The sequence below is a fragment of the Cryobacterium tagatosivorans genome, from assembly GCF_004402215.1.
In the GTDB taxonomy this organism is placed as follows: Bacteria; Actinomycetota; Actinomycetes; order Actinomycetales; family Microbacteriaceae; genus Cryobacterium; species Cryobacterium tagatosivorans.
The window spans coordinates 33054-49941 of the sequence record NZ_SOEZ01000018.1; the positions used below are offsets into that span (position 1 = coordinate 33054).

A 16888-nucleotide genomic window follows, 5' to 3' on the forward strand; every position below is an offset into this window, starting at 1 on the left:
GTGGGTTGCTGCGGCTACGCGACGGCCGCGACCGGCCGCTGGCGAACGGTGCGCTGTTCGATGTCCTTGGGTCGGTTCCCGGCCAGGACCAGCCGCTGGACGTACAACCCCGGGGTCACGACGTGCTCCGGGTCGATGTCGCCCGGCTGCACGATTCGTTCGGCCTCGGCAACGGTGACGAGGCCGGCCGTGGCGACGATGGGGTTGAAATTGCGTGCGGTGTACCGGTAGACGAGGTTGCCGTCGGTGTCGGCCAGGTGCGCGCGCACGAGAGCGACATCGGCGACGATCCCGCGCTCCTGGATGTAGGTCACGCCGTCGAACTCCGCGTGCGGCTTGCCCTCGGCGATCAGGGTGCCGACACCGGTCTTGGTATAGAACGCGGGGATGCCGGCTCCGCCGGCGCGCAAACGCTCGGCGAGGGTGCCCTGGGGGCTGAATTCCACCTCGAGCGCTCCGGCCAGGAACTGCTCGGCGAACAACTTGTTCTCGCCCACGTAGGACGCGATCACCTTGCGCACCTGCCCGGCCTCGAGCAGCACTCCGAGACCCTTGCCGTCGATGCCCATGTTGTTGGACACCACCGTGAGATCCTGCACCCCGGATGCGCGCACGGCGTCGATCAGGTCCGCCGGGATTCCGCTCAGGCCGAAGCCGCCGACCGCCAGGACCATCCCGTCCCTGAGTGCGTTACCGAGCGCGTCGGCCGCGCTTGAATGAACCTTGGACACTGGATCTCCTCGTTGAGTCGTCGTGGTTGCACCGAAATGCGACGTCGCGTGTGTCCACTTTATGGACAGTTGGTTTACAGTCAATCGTATTCGCCCAACGGAAGAACTGTCAATGCCCGCGACTACAGCGCGTTGATTGCGCCCACGGGGCCGGGACGATATCGTAGAGCTATCCACATTATGGACAGGAGAAATCATGCTCGGTTTGTCGGGAACGCCCGCCGGTGGAAAGCCCGTGCAGGGCGCCCAGGTCGTCAGCAGGGTCGCGCTGCTCCTCCGGCTCGTCGGGCGGGACCCCAACGGATCCGCCCTGGCTGACATCGTGCGGGACTCCGGGCTGACCCGCCCGACGGTCTATCGCCTGCTGGGTTCGCTCGCCGCCGAGGGGCTCCTGGAACTCGATCCGAAGAGCAACACCTGGCGCTATGGCCCGGAGATCTTCGTCATGGGCACCGTCGCCGCGCCGCGCTATCCGATCGAGGACCTCGCCCGGCCCTCCCTGCGCAGGCTCGCCGACGCGACCGAGGAAAGCGCCTTCCTTTCGGTCCGCCGCGGCAACGAAACGGTCTGCCTGCTGCGCGAGGAAGGCAGCTTCCCCATCCGATCCTTCGTCCTGCACGAGGGCGTGCGGTTCCCGCTCGGTGTCGCCTCGGCGGGCATGGCCATCCTCGCCGCCCTGCCTGACTCCGAGGTGGACCAGCTGCTGCTGGATGCGGACCCGGCCTTTGTGCAACGGTGGGGCGAACAGAACTCCCCAGCAGCCATGCGCGCCGGCATCGAACGGACGAGGGCCGCCGGGTACGCCGTCAACCCCGGGATGATCGTCGAGGGCAGCTGGGGCATGGGCGCGGCCGTCTTCGACCCGGCCGGCCGGCCTGCGTGGGCATTGTCACTGACCGGCATCGAACCCCGCTTCCGGCCGGAACGACAGGAGCACCTGGGGCGACTCCTCGTCGAGGAGGCCCAGGCGATCACACGGAAATTGCGGCAGGACGAATCCGCTCCCGCCCGCTGACCCGGCGCTCCCTACGCGGCGTCGATGCCGAAACTCTTGAGCTTGCGGTAGAGCGAGGACCTCGCGATTCCCAGCGCCGCCGCGGCGCGCACCCGATTGCCCTCTGCATCGTGGAGGGCCGCCACGATCATGTCCCGCTCCCCCGATTCCAGAACCGACAGGAGCCGGCTGGCACCGCTGTGGCAGTATCCCGGCAGATCCTCGGACTGGATCTCACCGACGGGCCGTTTGAGCAACGCCACCGCGAGCGCTTCTTCCAGCTCCCTGATATTCCGCGGCCAGGGGTAGCGGGAGATGACGCGCATCGCGGCGGGGCTCACCACGGCGCGGCGCCCCCCGGTCACGTTGGCGATGACGTGCGCCACGAGCAGGGGGAGGTCTTCAATCCGGTGCCGAAGCGGGGCCACCGTTACGGCCCTCGCGAAGTGCGGCAGGAGATCCCGGAAAGGAAGGCCGGAGCCAAGATCGGCGTCCGAGACGGTCGCGGCGATGGAGATTGGCCGGTCGCTGGCGGCAAGCCCGACCAGGAAGTCGTTCAGGCCGACGACGCCGTCGATGCTCAGCCGGTCGATGTTCGTGAAGAGGAAGAGCGTGGGATCGACCGTATCGGCCAGCGCACGCTCCGCATCCCGGATGCGTGGCCCATCCAGATCGGCCGACGCGAACACCATGGTGCGGCCGCCCGGCACGGCACTCCGGTAGAGATCGGCAATGAGCGAGCGCTTTCCACACCCGGCCTCACCCATGACGAGCAGGGCGACGTCATCGCGGAGTGCATCGGAGATACCGCTGCAGGCCCGGTGCCACAGCAGCGAACGGCCATCGCCGGAGGCGACGGACAGGTCCGCGACGGCCGGCCCGGCTCCAAGGGAGGCCGGCTGTGTCTCGCCCGCGCGGTAGCTGCGACCGGATGCCCGATGCTCCAGGGATGCCGTCTCCGAGACGATCTGCACGGCCACGACGATCCCCGCGACATCATGACCGACGATGATCCGTGTTCCGCGGAGGTGAACGACCTTCCCGGACGACAGCTCGATCTGGTCGACGGGGTTGCTCTGTCCCATCATGAGATAGCGCGCGTGTTCATGAATCGTGCGCTGCTCGGACGGTTCGAAGAGGTTCTGCGCGACGGCATTGCCCATCACAATCGAACCGCCGATCGCCATCAGGGCGCCCCGCGTGCGGGAGTCCAGCCGGATGAAGGTGTCGAACAGGGCCTGCTGGCACTCGTTACGATCGACGAGCAGGTTGCGCTCGATGTCGTGTGCCGCCGACCTCACCAGGGAATGCATGAGCGGACTCGAATGCTCGGTCAGGCAGCTGATATCGAGCACGCCCTCGACCCGCCCGGTGGCAGGGTCGCGGATGGGGCTTCCCGCGCAGGCAAAAGGCTGCAGCTGTTCGTGGAAGTGCTCCGGGCCGACGATGTACAACGGTTGGCCTGACTCCAGCACCGTGCCAATGCCGTTGGTCCCGACCGATCCCTCGGCGTAGTTGAACCCCGGCGCCAGCGAGACCTTGTCCAGCAGGGTGCCGATGGTCCTGTCAGTCTCCGACCGGCTGAGAATCCTCGCCCGGTAGTCGGTGAGCACGATGCTCAGGGGCATTTCCGACATGTCATCGCTGAGCCGGGCGATGACCGGAGCGGCGCTGCGCATCAGGCGCCCGGTCAGGTCAAGGTCTTCGTGGTACGCGGCCTGCGACGTCGCGGCGTCGACTCCGGCCGAAAAGGAGCGTTGCCAGGATGCGGCGACGACCCCGGGCACTGTCGTGGACTCCGCCCGGCCTGACCGCAGAAAATCGGCCCGTGCAGTCGCGATCCTTGAACGCCGCTCGACGATTCCCGGCATATCTACTCCTTTGTGGACCCTGCAAGCATGCGCTTCCAAGCTTGGGATCCGCTACACGAGACGTGTCCCAATCTGGGACAGGTCGCCGCGGAGGCCCGGAGCCACTCTTGGTTGGTGGCCCCGAAAGGGCCCCCACGGTCATTCACAAGACAGACGCAAAGGAGCGCTCATGGAACGTTTGATCAACATCGACAATGGCGGAACACTCACGGACATCGTGGTCGGCAGCGGGACGGATTTCACGTTCACGAAGACCCTGACCACCCCGGTCGACCTGTCACAGTGCCTCTTCGACGCGATGACGAAGGCGTCGGCGCAGCTCTTCGGCGAGGCCGACCTGGCCGGCCTGCTCCACTCCACCCGCCACATCCGCTACTCGTCCACCCAGGGCACCAACGCCCTGGTGGAGCGCAAGGGACCGCTGATCGGCCTGATCACGGATGATCCCCAGCTCGTTAACGCGCTGCGCGCCTCGGAGGAGACCGCCGAACTCTGGGTCGACCTGATCGGCGCCCGCATCGAGGTCGTCTCCCCCGACGGCACGCCCGAGGAACTGGCCAGGGAGCTCGTCGCCGGGATCAACCGGTTGACGACGGCGGGAGCCGAACGACTGGTGGTCGCGGCAGCCAGCCTGGAACGCGAGCACCTGTACAAGCGCACCATGCTGAAGAACTTCCCCCGGCACCTCCTCGGCTCGGTGCCGATCCTCTTCTCCCGCGAATTCGCCGCGGACACGTCGCGGACGCGGCAGGTGTGGTCCGGCATCCTGAATTCCTTCCTGCACCCGACGGTGGAGCGTTTCCTCTACAGCGCGGAGCACCGGCTCCGGGCCTACAAAGTCAAGAATCCCCTCCTGATCTACCGCAACGACGGCGCGTCCTCCCGGGTCGCGAAGTCGGTGGCCCTCAAGACGTACTCCTCTGGGCCTCGCGGCGGGTTGGAGGGCACTCGCGCCCTGGCCGAGGCCTACGGCCTGGCGAACGTGCTGATGATCGACGTCGGCGGCACGACCACCGATGTCGGGGCCGTGCACGATTCAACGATCGCCGTTGACCGGCGCGGTTCGATCCAGGGCGTGGACATCTCCTATGAGATGAGCGATGTTCGTTCGACCGGCGTGGGCGGAAGCTCGATCATCGCCGTACGTGACGGCGAAATCACGGTCGGCCCGGAGAGCGTCGGGGCCGCGCCCGGCCCGGCCTGCTTCGGATTCGGCGGAACGCAGGCCACCATCACCGACGTCAACCTCCTGCTCGGAGTGCTGGATCCGGAGACGTACCTGGAGGGCGAGATGGCCCTGGACGCCGAACGCTCCCGCGCCGTCATCACCCGGACCGTCGCGGAACCGCTCGGAATCAACCTCGAAGAGGCGCTGATCCTGATGGAGGACACCTACTCGCGCCGGCTGGCCCACGCGTTCGCGGACCTCGTCGACCCGGCCGGTGACACGACCGTTGCCGCGTTCGGCGGCGGCGGGCCGATGAGCGCCTGCGGTGCGGCCCGGCTCGCCGATGTCCGCCACGTGCTCGTGCCTCGCCTGGCCGCCGTCTTCTCGGCATACGGGATCAGTTTCTCCGACATCGCGCAGTCCTACGAGAGCGACGTCACCGGCCTCGGCGCCGCGGCGATTGACGCGGCGAAGCAGCGGATGGAGGCGTCTGCGGCCCGGGACATGTTCCAGGAGGGACACGACCTGAGCGAGTGCGACCTCGAGTGGACGTCCATCACTGAGGGCGAGGCTGAAATCCTGGCGCTCAAGGCGGTCTTCCGACTGCCGCACCCCACCTTCGACGGTAGCCTGCCCGCCGAGAACAGCGTCGCCGTGGCGAGCGGCACGCGGCAGGTGCGGTCCTCCGCGTCCCAGGTCGACACGGTGTCGGTCTACCGGCTCGACGATCAGGAACCGGGCGCCGCGGCATCCGGCCCGGCAATCGTCGAAGGCCCGTTCTTCACGGCCAGGGTACCCGCCGGCTGGCGCCTGAACATCTCGGCCGCCGGCGACCTCCTGCTCACCGACACTCACGGCCACCAGCACCAGTAATCAGCAACTTCCCGTAACCCACTTTTGTTTCCCAAGGAAGGTAAAAACAAAATGCGCGTCCCTATGACGGAATACCTCTTCATCGACCTCGACACGGAGAGATGGATTTGCCGAGTCTGCGCCCACGACTTCGGTGACGCCCGCGGCAACTACAAGGAGGGGACGCTGGTCTACGACCGCGATCCCCGCGAGATCCACCCGCCGGTGATCGACCCGGAGAAGTACGAATTCACTTTCTCCCCCGACCCCGCCTTCTGTCGCATCCTCGAGTTCTACTGCCCGACCTGCGGCACCCAGATCGAAGCCGAGTACCTGCCGCCGGGGCATCCCCCGACCGTCGACATGCTCTGGGACATCGACTCGCTCCGCGAGAAATGGGAGGCCCGGGGCGACAACCCCGAAGAAGTCGTCAACTACGGCCCAGGCGAAAACGCCGTCACGGACCTCAGCGCCCGCTTCGACTCCGTCGGCGGCCACACGCACGGAAAGGCAGGACACTGACCATGAAACGGATCTCCGTGGACATCGGTGGCACCTTCAGCGATTGCTTCTTCGTCTGGGATGACATCTACATCGAATCAAAGGCCCTGACCACCCACCACAACCTGGCCCTGGGCTTCAACGAGGCCCTGGACCGGGCCTGCGGACGAGCCGGGATCTCCCGCGAAACGGCCCTCCGCGAGGTGGACTCGGTGCGCTACGCCACCACCCTCGGCACGAACGCCCTGATCGAGGGCAAGGGGCCCCGGGTGGCGGCCATCGTCACCCACGGCTTCGAGGACACGATCCCGCTGTCCCGGGGTCGCGGCTACGGTGAGGGCCTCGACGGCATCAAGCAGGGCGACATGCCCGATGCCCAGCGCCCGGATCCGCTGGTGCCGCGCCGCCTGATCCGTTCGGTCAAGGAACGCATCGACTCGGTGGGCGAGGTGCTCGTGCCGCTCATGTACGACGACGTGCGCACCCAGGTGCGCGAGTTGGTGGACAACGGGGCCGAGGCCATCGTCATCGCGCTCACCAACGCGACCGAGAATTCGGTGCACGAGGACCGCATCCTGGAGATCATCCTGGAGGAGTACCCGACGCACGAACTGGGTTCCATCCCGGTGCTCCTGAGCAGCCAGGTCTCCGGACGCAAGGGTGAGTACGTTCGGGCCATGGCCACGATCGTGGACGCATTCCTGCACGAAACCATGTTCCACGCGCTCAACCAGCTCTCCAACAACCTGCGCGATTCCGGCTACAAGAAGCCCATGCTGGTCATCCACAATTCCGGCGGCATGGCGCAGCCCAACTCCACGGATGCGCTGCAGACGATCCACTCCGGTCCGATCGCCGGCGTCGGGGCGGCGCAGCACCTGTCCGAGTCGACCGGGCTCGGCGATGTGGTCTCGATGGACATGGGCGGAACGTCGTTCGACATCGGACTCGTGCCGGAGGGCGGCGTGCGGCACTACGACTTCCAGCCCACGATCGGGCGCTGGCTGGTGTCGGCGCCGATGATCCACCTCAACACCCTGGGAGCCGGCGGCGGGTCGATCGCCGCCTACAACCGCATCCACCACGCCATCCAGATCGGCCCCGAATCGGCCGGGTCGGACCCGGGACCGGCCTGCTACGACCGCGGCGGCCTACGCCCCACGGTCACGGACGCCGACCTGGTCCTGGGCTACCTCGACCCGGACAACTACGCCAACGGCCACATCCAGCTCAACAAGAAGCGTTCGCTGCACGTCATCGATGACACGCTCTCCGACGAGCTGGATCTCGACGCGGTCGAGGTGGCCAAGGTGATCAAGCGGACCGTGGACGAGCAGATGGCGATCGGCATCGAAAAGGAGCTGCGCTCCCGCGGCGGGCTCATCGAGGACTACACGATGCTCGCCTACGGCGGCAACGGCCCGCTGCACGCCTGCGGCATCGCGGCGAGCGCGGGGATCAGCCGCATCCTGTTCCCGCCGTTCGCGTCGGTGTTCTCGGCGCTGGGAGCCGGCAACATGCGGCCCCTGCACATCCACGAGCGCAGCGCCTATGTCGTGCTCTACGAGCCCCTGAAACGGAGCCTGTACAGCAAGTACGAGACGATGAACGGCTACATCGAGGAGCTGGAGGCCAAGGGCGCCGAAGACCTGGTTCGCCAGGGTTACGACCGCGGCGACGTGCGCTACCGGCTCGAGATGGACATGCGTTACGGCAACCAGCTCGTGACCACGGCCGTCGCCTTCGACATCAACCGGGTCGACGGGGTGGCCGACGTGCTGCACCTGATCAAGACCTTCTCCGAGATCTTCGGCGAGCGCTACGGCGAGGGCACGCAGGCGCCCGAGGCGGGCATCCGGGTGCAGACGATCCGGGTGGCCTCCTACATCGAAGGCGAAGTCATCCAGTTCGAGTCCATCCACGCCGGCGGTGAGAAGACGAAGCCGGCGCCGGTGTCCCACCGTGAGGTGCACTTCACCAACATCAGCGGCGCCGTCGACACCCCGGTCTACGACGCCGACGCGCTCAAGCACGAGTACGTCATCCACGGGCCGGCGATCGTCACCACCGAGAACACCACCTACCTGGTCGAACCGGGATGGCGGCTCGAACCCACAGTGCAGGGGGCCGTGTGGCTGCTCAGCGACTGACCACCCCTCACACCATTTCTTCAGCACGCGCAAGCAAAGGAGCTTGAGAACAATGACAATGACAACCAGCGAGTTTGTGCCCACCGGCGGAAACGACGAAGAATCCCAGCTGCTCACCAACCAGGAGCAGCAGTGGGTCGACAAGTTCATGGACGAGACGACGCTCTTCCTCGGCCCGGATCCGGCCATCATGCGGCATCACGAGATCATGCCGCGCAGCAAGTACGAAGAGGAATGCATCGCACAGGGCGTCGACCCTCTCGAGATCGACCGGATCCGCAAGCGCCTGGCCGGCGCTTTGGATGAGGCCTTCGAAATGTGCGAGAGCATGGGCGCCGCGCCCGGCGCGAAGTGGGCCGACCTGTCCTGCGCCGTCTACACGGCGGAGGGTGACGTCACCTACCTGTCCAACCGCGGGGTCATCGCCTTCTCCGCGGTGCTGCACCACCCCATCCGCTACATCATGAAGAACTGGAAGGACGAGCCGACCGTCGGCATCAACGAAGGCGACGGATTCTTCCACAACGATTCACGCTTCGGCATGGTGCACAACACGGACCAGTCCATGCTCGTGCCCGTGATCCGCGGCGGAATCATCATCGCCTGGGTGGGCGCGACCATCCATGAGGGCGAAAACGGCGCCTGCGAGCCCGGCGGCATGCCGTCCGGTTCGGAATCGCCCTTCGACGACGGCCTTCGGGCGTCCCCGATCAAGATCGTCGAGCGGGGGCACCTGCGTCGCGACCTGCTGACCTTCCTGCAGCACTCGACGCGGGATCCGAAGCTGATGCTCGCCGACATCAAGGTGAAGATGGGCGCCGTGCGGCGCATCATGGACACCGTCGACCGCCTCATCGACGAGGTCGGCCAGGAGACCTTCGTGGCCTCCCTGCGCGTGACGGTCGAGGATGTCGAGACCGAGGTGCGTCGTCGCATCGGCGAGCTGCCCGACGGCACGGTGACGTTCAACCAGTTTGTCGACTCGACCCTCAAAGAGAACATCCTGATCAAGTTCGCCTGCAAGATCACCATCAAGGGCGAGCGGATGATCGTTGACCTCACCGGCACCGGCCCCGAGATCCTCAACCGGGCCATCAACTCGCCGCTGGCATCGACGAAGTCCTTCATGGCCCAAGCGATCCTGTCGTACTGGTGGCCCGATCTCCCCCGCAGCACGGGGGCGCTCTCGCCCATCGAGGTCATCACCGAGGAACACAGCTGGGCCGATGCCGGCTACGACGCCCCGGTCGGCCAGTCGCTCCAGGCATCATTCCGTGGGTTCTCGGCGCTCCAGACCGCCTTCGCGAAGATGCAGTTCTCCTCCCCGCAGAAATACTCCAACGTCGTGGCCCCCTGGTTCAACCAGATCAACGACTTCCTCTGGGGCGGCACGACGCAGAACGGCGAGCAGGTGGGCAACCTCTGCGCCGACCTCAACGGCATGGGCGGTGGGGCGAAGGCCTTCCGCGACGGAGAGGATGCGGTCGCCCCGCTGTTCTGCGCCATGGCCGACATCGGCGAGCAGGAGGTCATGGAGGAGGAAGTTCCGTTCCTCCAGCTGGTGAGCAAGCGGCTCGTCCGCGACAACCAGGGCTTCGGTAAATTCCGCGGCGGCATGGGCTACGAAATGATCGTCGCCTCTCGCGGCACGCCGAGCTGGGGCTTCATGACCGTCACCTCCGGGTCGAAGTTCTCGTCGGTGCCCGGCATGTTCGGCGGCTACGGCTGCCCGGTCTATCCGCTGGCGATCGTCAAGGGCATCAACATCTACGACATCATCCAGAAGGACCCCACCCAGTTCGACCTGTCGATCGAACGCGTCATGAACGAGCAGCCCTTCGAGGGAGGCGACTACCAGTCCGCGCACATGGGACTGCAGTTCGACGTGGCGAAGGAAGGCGAGTTGTACATGATCGCCCAGGGCGCCGGCGGCGGCTACGGCGACGTGCTGGAACGTGACCCGGAACTCGTGGTGACCGACCTGGAACTGGACCGGATCTCCGCCCAGGTCGCCACGAACATCTACGGGATCGTCTGGGAACCGGAGACCTACGTCGTGCACGAGCAGGCGACCATCGAGCTCCGGGCCCAGATCCGCCGGGACCGGATCGCCCGCGGCAAGCCGTACCACGAGTTCGTCGCGGAGTTCGTGCAAGAGGAGCCCCCGAAGGACCTGCTCTACTACGGGTCATGGGGGCAGGACAATGACGAGGAACTCATTGCGACGCACTGGGGCGGCCTGGAGCCCGAGCGGGTCACCGGCAAGCTTGGCGAACTGCCGCTGATCATGGTCCCCGATCGCCGGGTGCTGAAGATCGCCCGTCTCGAGGAGCGCGTGCGCGAACTCGAGCAGAAGTACGGCGAAACGGTCGTGCACAAGTCCTGAGCCCCGCTCTCGTTGCCCCACGCCGGTGCGGGGCCTTCCTGTCGACAACCGTCGGCAGGAAGGCCCCGCCTTCCCGCACCAATTCTCGTGAAGGAACAATCGTGACCACCTCGCTTACCGCCGTCATCGCCCGGCCGCCGTCCGGCCGCACCAGGGCCGTCCTGATCGACAGCCATGACTACGCACAGACCGTCATCCTCCAGGGCAAACCAGTCCCCTGGCAGGAGCCGATGGCCTACTCGAACTTCTTCGGCCAGGCGCAGGGACTGCTGAAGTCCGACGTTGCCCTGCTCAGCCTGGACCGGTTCTACGCGCACCGACTCGACGGCAACCCCGGCCTGGCCACGGCGATGGGCGCCAAGACCCGCACCGGATACGCCCTCCGCACCCTGCTCGGCGACGCCGATACGACCCGGGCCGTGATCGACTTCGCCGCGATCTTCAGCAAGACCCAGCGCGAGCCGGTCGTGCTGCAGATCCCCTCGCCGATGCAGTGGCTCGCCCGCACCCACGCCTTCTCCGGCGCCTCCGATGTCTCCGACCTCGACGCGGATGACGCCGAAAACGCATCCATGTATGTGGCGGACTGGCTCCGAGGCTTTGCTGCGCTGCCGCTGGCGGCGGTGTTGCTCGACGACAGACCCGGGGCGAGCGACCCCGTCACCGTGCCGGTACCCCTCGACACGTACTCCCCCATCGCCAACGTCACCGACCACTACCAATGGACGCTCGGTATGCGGCACGCCGGCGGGATCGAGCTCAAGGGAACCGCCGCCTCAGGATCCCTCATCCAACCCGAGTTCTGGTTCGATGACGATCAAACGCCGCCGGCCGGCGACTTCCTACTGGGAGAGATCCCGGCAGCGGCCGTCCCCGAGGATGTCCTGGCCCGAATCTCGACGCTGATGTGAGTGTTGCCCGGCGGCAACACCTAGCCGCGATCCACTCGTCTCCTGGCAGCGATAGCGTTCGTGAGTTGATCCAGCGTGGGGAGCCCGGCCAGACCGTTGGGCGTGGCATAGAGGCGGCACGCCAGGTCGACAATGCGCTCGGCGCCGGGGAAGATGTCGACGCCGTCCAGGACCAGGGTGGGCGATCCGGCATAGGGGAAGTTTTCCGCGTCCTGCGGCGTCCGGATCTCCCGAGAACCGATCTCCACGTCAGGATGCCCGGTCGCGATGAGCGCCTGGCGCACCATCCGCCCAGCCTGCTCCCAGTTCGGACAGTCAGCCGTGTGCCGGATCTCGACCCTCATACGGCCATTATTCGACACGCGCGGTGCATCAGCCAGCTCGCACTCAGCGCCAGTCGATCGACACGACGGGTGTCGGCTCTGAGATTCCCTTGAGCTCCAGGGTGCGACGTCCGGTCTCGCCGAACGAGCGCCTGCTGCCCGACAGGCTCGATTCACTGACCAGGATCTCGGACCCGGAGGCTGCCGCCGCGATCCGGGCGGCGATGTTGACGCCCGTGCCCGAGTAGTCCGAGGCGAGTCGCGTTGCCTCGGCGGCGTGGATACCGACCCGGATCGACGGAGCGAAACCCTGGGTGTCGCGTTGCCGGGCCAGGCGGCGCTGGAGGGCGATCATCGCCTCGATCGCGCGGTCCGTGTCGTCGAAGGCGAGGAAGAAACCGTCGCCAATCTCCTTGACCTCCTCCCCGCCGTGCTCCGCCACGACCGATCGCACCGCCTGATCGTGCCAGCGCATGAGCTTTCCCCAGGCGTCGTCGCCGAGCAGTTCGCCCAACTTTGTCGAGTCGACGATGTCGGTGAAGGCGAACGTCTTCAGCTGGCGGGCGTCCGGGTGCCTCGGCGCGCCGCCGTCCTCGCCGCCGAGGGAGGCAAGAAGCTCTCGGGCCCTCGCCAAGTCGATGAGGGCCCCGAGGCGCTCGAATGTGTCGGCCGCGGCCCGCAGCTCGACCGCGGCTCGGTCCGCACTGGCGTTCGCCGCGTACGCCTGGGCCAGCACCATCCGCGCCCGCGCTGCCTCGTGCGGCGCCTCCAGTCTGGTCCACGCGTCGACGGCGGTGCGAAGGGACACCTCGGCCGCCGGCGCGTCGCCCGAGGCCAGCTGGAACATCCCGCGCGCGCTGGCGACGCCGGCGCCGATCGCCTGGCTGCCGAACCGGCCGGCGAGTGCCCCGAGCTCATCGACGGCCGCGCTCGCAGTTGCGAGGTCTTTCGCCGCCAGGGCGATCTCGATCTGGGCCCGCAGCAGGGGCATCCGCATCAGCGGCGTGTCCGGCGGCGCGTCCCAGGTCGTCGTTCTCGGCGGGTCCTCGAGGGCGCGTCGAATGGACGCCGCCGCGACTGCGGGGCGTCCCTGTGCGAGGCGCAGCAGCGAGAACGCCGGTTCGGTCTTCGTGCCGCGGGCGTGCGCCTGCGTCAGGACCTCCTCTGCCGCCTCCAGGTCGCCACGCTGGAGGCGAATCGCACCGATCCGGTAGAGCGCCAGTGCGGCCGCGGCGGGAATGAAGTTCTCGAGTTCGATCGATGCCCGGCGCGCCTCGGCCTCAGCTTCCAGCCACTGGCCTCGCAGCTGCTTGATCTCGGATCGATAGAGGCGGCACATGCCCGGGAACCCGCTGATGCCCTCCCGTTTGCACCAGCGATCCTGCGCCTCGGTCCACTCGGCCGCGCGTCGCCACTCGCCCAGGCTCGCGCACGTGCCGATGGTGGTGCAGCAGATTCCGCCTGCCGTGCCCGGCTCGAGCTCACCGGCGACCGCGGCCACGCTGGACTCGTCGACCAGGGCGAGCCCTTCGTCGACATGACCCTGGTTGACCAGCGCGAACCCGCGTTCCGCCTGGGCCATCGCCGCAATGTCGCGATCCCCGAGTCGCCGCCCGATCTCCTCGGCCAGGGTCGCCGCCGCGAGTGCGGTCTCGATGTCGCCGACCATGGCGGCGCGGAACGAACGCACGATCGCGAGCCAGCCATGCCCGGCGTTTTCCGGCACGCTCTCGAGCAATCGCTCGGCGCGGCGGGCCCAGGCGGCCGACATCGAATCGGCAGCCCGGTAGACATTGTCACGCGCCAGGGCGATCGCCGCCCTGGCGGCGACCGCGGGCTGGTTGGCCTTCATCGCGGCGGCATAGCTGCGTTCGCGGACCTCGATCGCCAGGGGCAGCTGACCCGTCCACCACGCCGCCGTCGCCAGGAGCTCGAGGTCGCCCGCATCCAGCTGGCCCTGGGCGTCGGCCGTGGCCAGCTGCTCGAGTGCCTCCCCCCACGCATGGCGCGCAAGCGCGGCGCGGCCCTGCTCAACCAGGGTGGGCGCCGCAGGCGCCGGTGAAGATGACTTGGTCGCCATGCGGTCATTCTGCACCTTGCGCGGGTCACCCGCGAGAGCGCACCGTGCGGCCCGAGCCAGCCCAGAAGCCCAGCGAGCGCCCATCTTGAGCAGGCACGATGTCGAGGTGCCGCTGGTCTCTGTCAGGGTCCATCCCTCCCTCCGGACCCTTCTGCCTCCGCGGGACCGGGGAGACCACGTCGTGCGTGACGCGGCCCCCACCGAGACGGTGGCACACCTCCTTCAAGTCCTGGGCGTGCCGCTGACCGAAGTCGGGGCGGCATCCGTCAACGGCCGGAGGATCGGCCGCGAGGCGCTTCGTACGACGCTCATCGGACACTCGTCAGCGCTCGAGGTCGAAGCTCGGGAACGACCGCAGTCCAACTCCGGCCGTTTCCTGCTCGACATGCACCTCGGCACGCTGGCGCGACGGATGCGGCTGCTCGGCCTCGATGCGGCCTATGAACCCGATGGCGATGACTCCAGCCTGGCGACCCGTTCCGCGACCGAGCAACGGGAGCTGCTCAACCGGGACCGCGGGCTGCTCTTCCGCAAGACCGTGCACGACGGCGCGCTCCTCCGCTCAGGCGACGTGAACGCGCAGCTCGATGACGTCCTCAGTCGCTTCGCCCCGCATCTCGCCCCCGTGGACGCGGTGCCTGCGCTGCGGGGCGCTCCTCGAGGAGGTGGCCGCCGCAGATGTCGCGGCCCAACTTGAACCAGGCACCGCCCGCACCTATCGCTCGTTTTCGCGGTGCACCGGTTGCGGTCGGGTGTACTGGCGCGGCGCGCACAGCCGGCGACTTGAGGCGCTGGTGCGTCGGGCCACCGGGGACGAGCCAGCGGGGTAACCCGGAATTCTTCCCTGACCAGTCCGCCCGCTGAGACGACCCGGTCAATCGCTATCCGATGTGGAAGCCGTCCGTGGCGATGTACATCAGGTCCACGGGACGCTGCGTGATCTGCCGGCGAACCTGCCAGTAGTTGTCGATCCAGATCGGCGTCTCGGGGTCCGGGACATCCTCGAGCATCTCGAGGAACTCCGACTTCGTGAAGTGCTGGTGTCCAGCGGGCAGCTTGTTCATCAGCGGCCAGGGGTGTTCGACCATGGTGTGGTCCTTCCGGTACAACTCCCGCCCGGCGGGCAGGGTTGAATCGGGAGCCAGGTCATCAGGCGAGCATAGCGGTCGCTCGCGAAATCACCCCAGGCTAGCCGACGCGCGCCAGGACCGGATCCGCGATATCTGCAACAACCCAGGCACTGGCACGAACCAGTTGCGAGACGGTCAGCGTGTCGGCCCGAACGTACTTGTACACGAAGTCCGAACCGAACGATCCGAATCCGCTCTCGGTCTTGAACGGCCCCGTCGGCGCTCCCGGGTCTCCGAGCACTGCGTCCAGCCCATCGAAAGAGAACAGATCCGGATGCCGTCGCGCAAAGGCGAACCGCTCGGCCTTCTTCTCCAAGGAGGTGCCGAAGATGTGCGGTGTGATCGCGAAGCGACGGAACTGCCCATCCTGGAGTTGCCATCCGACTCGAATCTGGTGGCCCTCCCGCTCGATCCCGGTTTCCCACGTGACCAGAGGCTTGCCGTGGGAGACATCGGCTTCCGCGGCGTCTGCGAATTGGAGATTCGAGCCCACCAGGGCGGCCAGTCGGAAAGCGCGCATTTTCTTCAATGCAGTCCGAGTTTGCGACGAGGCGATAGGCGCCAACTCGTCCTCATCGAGCCAGACATGCTCATCGGACTCAGGGCCCTGGACGGACGTTGACTCGATGAGCGCACTCAGGAGACGCACGATGCTGGAGTATCGACGCATCGTCTCCACCTCATAAGACCTTGTTGCGCCTTCCAGGGCCTCGTCCAGACGGTCTGCGAGGCTGTCGTAGCTCAGGTGTCGCCATCCGTTCGGGGTGAAACTCACCGGCTTCCCCTCGATCTCACGCAACTCCGTCTCGGGAGCAATCATGCTGAGAATGCAGAGCTCAGGCGCCGATCCTTTCCACTTCACAACCTTTTCCGCATACCGGTCAAGCTGCTCGAGCGCGGGCAAGGAGAAGACCTTGTTCTCGATGACGAGTGGCGCGAAGCCCGGCCAGTTGAACACCAAATCGAGGTTCTGCCGTTCGCGGTCGACGGAACGTCCTTCTCCATCGCCTGGTAGTGCGAGCGGCTGGAACACTCGATCGGCGATGTCCGGCAACGCTTCAAAGAACCACGCCAGGAGGTTGGTGTGGAACAGTTCGCGCTGGCCGAACATGATCCGCGCGAGCGGTTCCGCGTTGAGGTCGGCAGCGATCTTCGCAACGTCGGCCGACACAGCCGCGGGGACGCCGTCAAGGAACAAGCGAACAGGATTGGCCGCACCACGCGATGGAGCGATTCGTTTCACACTCGTGCCGACGACCTCGAGGTCACGTGCCGGCACACCGTTGAACCCCCATCGTTTCTCTTCGCCGAGCCGCTGCGACGGAAACCAGGATTCCACGCGGTAGGCGCCGCGCACGATCCCACCGGCTACTCCGAGGACATACTGGGCCCGCTCACGAGAGCCCTTGGCGATCCGCCAGTTTCCGCGGGTGGCCTCGTATACGGCGGCGTCATCGTCGCCCTCACGCCAGGCCCTATTGATCACCACCATGATGGTTGGGGCGTCAATTGACGGGATTGGGACGTCGCCGACCCACGAACCCGATTCGTCGCTGAGCACGTCAGCCCTCCCTGCGCTGCACGGTCGCCGCAAGCGCAACCGCGGAGCCACCAGGCACCACGTCGAGATTCGGGCCAAGGGTGTGCGGCAAGATCGTCATGCTCCATTCTCCAATGTGCTGCTGCCTGACCGAGTCGATTCCCTTTACGAGCGCGGCGCGCCGGACGGCGACTTTGGCCGCTGGGGGCCACGAGACACTAGCCTCTGGGAAACAACAAGGTCGGAGCGCT

The 16888-nt window shown here is 66.9% G+C and carries 12 protein-coding genes and 1 pseudogene; 7 read left to right on the plus strand and 6 right to left on the minus strand.

Features of this window, described 5'->3' with window-relative positions; translation table 11 throughout:
* Positions 1-14: 14 nt before the first annotated feature.
* Positions 15-731 carry a CoA transferase subunit A gene (locus E3O23_RS03605; protein WP_134488261.1) on the minus strand — a complete coding sequence of 239 codons (717 nt, stop codon included), beginning with the start codon at positions 729-731 and terminating at the stop codon, positions 15-17.
* A gap of 196 nt (positions 732-927) precedes the next feature.
* Between E3O23_RS03605 and E3O23_RS03610 the strand changes: the two genes are divergently transcribed.
* Positions 928-1746: an IclR family transcriptional regulator gene (locus E3O23_RS03610; protein ID WP_134488263.1), complete on the plus strand. Its 819-nt coding sequence runs from the start codon at positions 928-930 to the stop codon at positions 1744-1746.
* A gap of 11 nt (positions 1747-1757) precedes the next feature.
* Here the strand turns inward: E3O23_RS03610 and E3O23_RS03615 are convergent, their stop codons facing one another.
* Positions 1758-3596 (minus strand): sigma-54-dependent Fis family transcriptional regulator, encoded by a 1839-nt coding sequence (locus tag E3O23_RS03615; protein WP_134488265.1) that lies wholly within the window; start codon positions 3594-3596, stop codon positions 1758-1760.
* A 169-nt stretch (positions 3597-3765) separates the two neighbouring features.
* Here E3O23_RS03615 and E3O23_RS03620 point away from each other — a divergent pair, with 169 nt between their 5' ends.
* The 5 genes from E3O23_RS03620 (at position 3766) to E3O23_RS03640 (ending at position 11564) form a co-directional block, all read left to right on the plus strand.
* Positions 3766-5637 carry a hydantoinase/oxoprolinase family protein gene (locus E3O23_RS03620; protein WP_134488267.1) on the plus strand — a complete coding sequence of 624 codons (1872 nt, stop codon included), beginning with the start codon at positions 3766-3768 and terminating at the stop codon, positions 5635-5637.
* A gap of 51 nt (positions 5638-5688) precedes the next feature.
* Positions 5689-6138, plus strand: coding sequence for an acetone carboxylase subunit gamma (locus E3O23_RS03625; protein WP_134475976.1), 450 nt, complete (start codon positions 5689-5691; stop codon positions 6136-6138).
* 2 nt (positions 6139-6140) lie between these two features.
* Complete coding sequence (locus E3O23_RS03630) at positions 6141-8267, plus strand: hydantoinase/oxoprolinase family protein (RefSeq protein ID WP_134488269.1); 2127 nt, start codon at positions 6141-6143, stop codon at positions 8265-8267.
* 52 nt (positions 8268-8319) lie between these two features.
* Positions 8320-10653, plus strand: a complete 2334-nt coding sequence (locus tag E3O23_RS03635) for a hydantoinase B/oxoprolinase family protein (RefSeq protein WP_134488271.1) — start codon at positions 8320-8322, stop codon at positions 10651-10653.
* 101 nt (positions 10654-10754) lie between these two features.
* Positions 10755-11564 carry a hypothetical protein gene (locus E3O23_RS03640; RefSeq protein ID WP_134488273.1) on the plus strand — a complete coding sequence of 270 codons (810 nt, stop codon included), beginning with the start codon at positions 10755-10757 and terminating at the stop codon, positions 11562-11564.
* Between the two features lie 20 nt (positions 11565-11584).
* Here the strand turns inward: E3O23_RS03640 and E3O23_RS03645 are convergent, their stop codons facing one another.
* Positions 11585-11908 (minus strand): thioredoxin family protein, encoded by a 324-nt coding sequence (locus tag E3O23_RS03645; protein WP_134488275.1) that lies wholly within the window; start codon positions 11906-11908, stop codon positions 11585-11587.
* 43 nt (positions 11909-11951) lie between these two features.
* A complete protein-coding gene (locus tag E3O23_RS03650) occupies positions 11952-13967 on the minus strand; it encodes an adenylate/guanylate cyclase domain-containing protein (RefSeq protein WP_166790393.1) in 2016 nt (671 codons plus the stop codon).
* On the opposite strand from E3O23_RS03650, the pseudogene E3O23_RS03655 reads away from it, so the two are divergent.
* Positions 13966-14797 (plus strand): annotated as a pseudogene (locus E3O23_RS03655) (Mut7-C RNAse domain-containing protein). The gene E3O23_RS03650 and the pseudogene E3O23_RS03655 sit on opposite strands and share 2 nt — an antisense overlap.
* Before the next feature lie 51 nt (positions 14798-14848).
* Here E3O23_RS03655 and E3O23_RS03660 read toward each other — a convergent pair.
* Both E3O23_RS03660 and E3O23_RS03665 read right to left on the minus strand, forming a co-directional pair.
* On the minus strand, positions 14849-15055 hold the full coding sequence (locus E3O23_RS03660) for a hypothetical protein (protein WP_134488279.1): 207 nt from the start codon (positions 15053-15055) through the stop codon (positions 14849-14851).
* 100 nt (positions 15056-15155) lie between these two features.
* A complete protein-coding gene (locus tag E3O23_RS03665) occupies positions 15156-16658 on the minus strand; it encodes a PD-(D/E)XK nuclease family protein (RefSeq protein WP_134488281.1) in 1503 nt (500 codons plus the stop codon).
* Between the last annotated feature and the right edge of the window lie 230 nt (positions 16659-16888).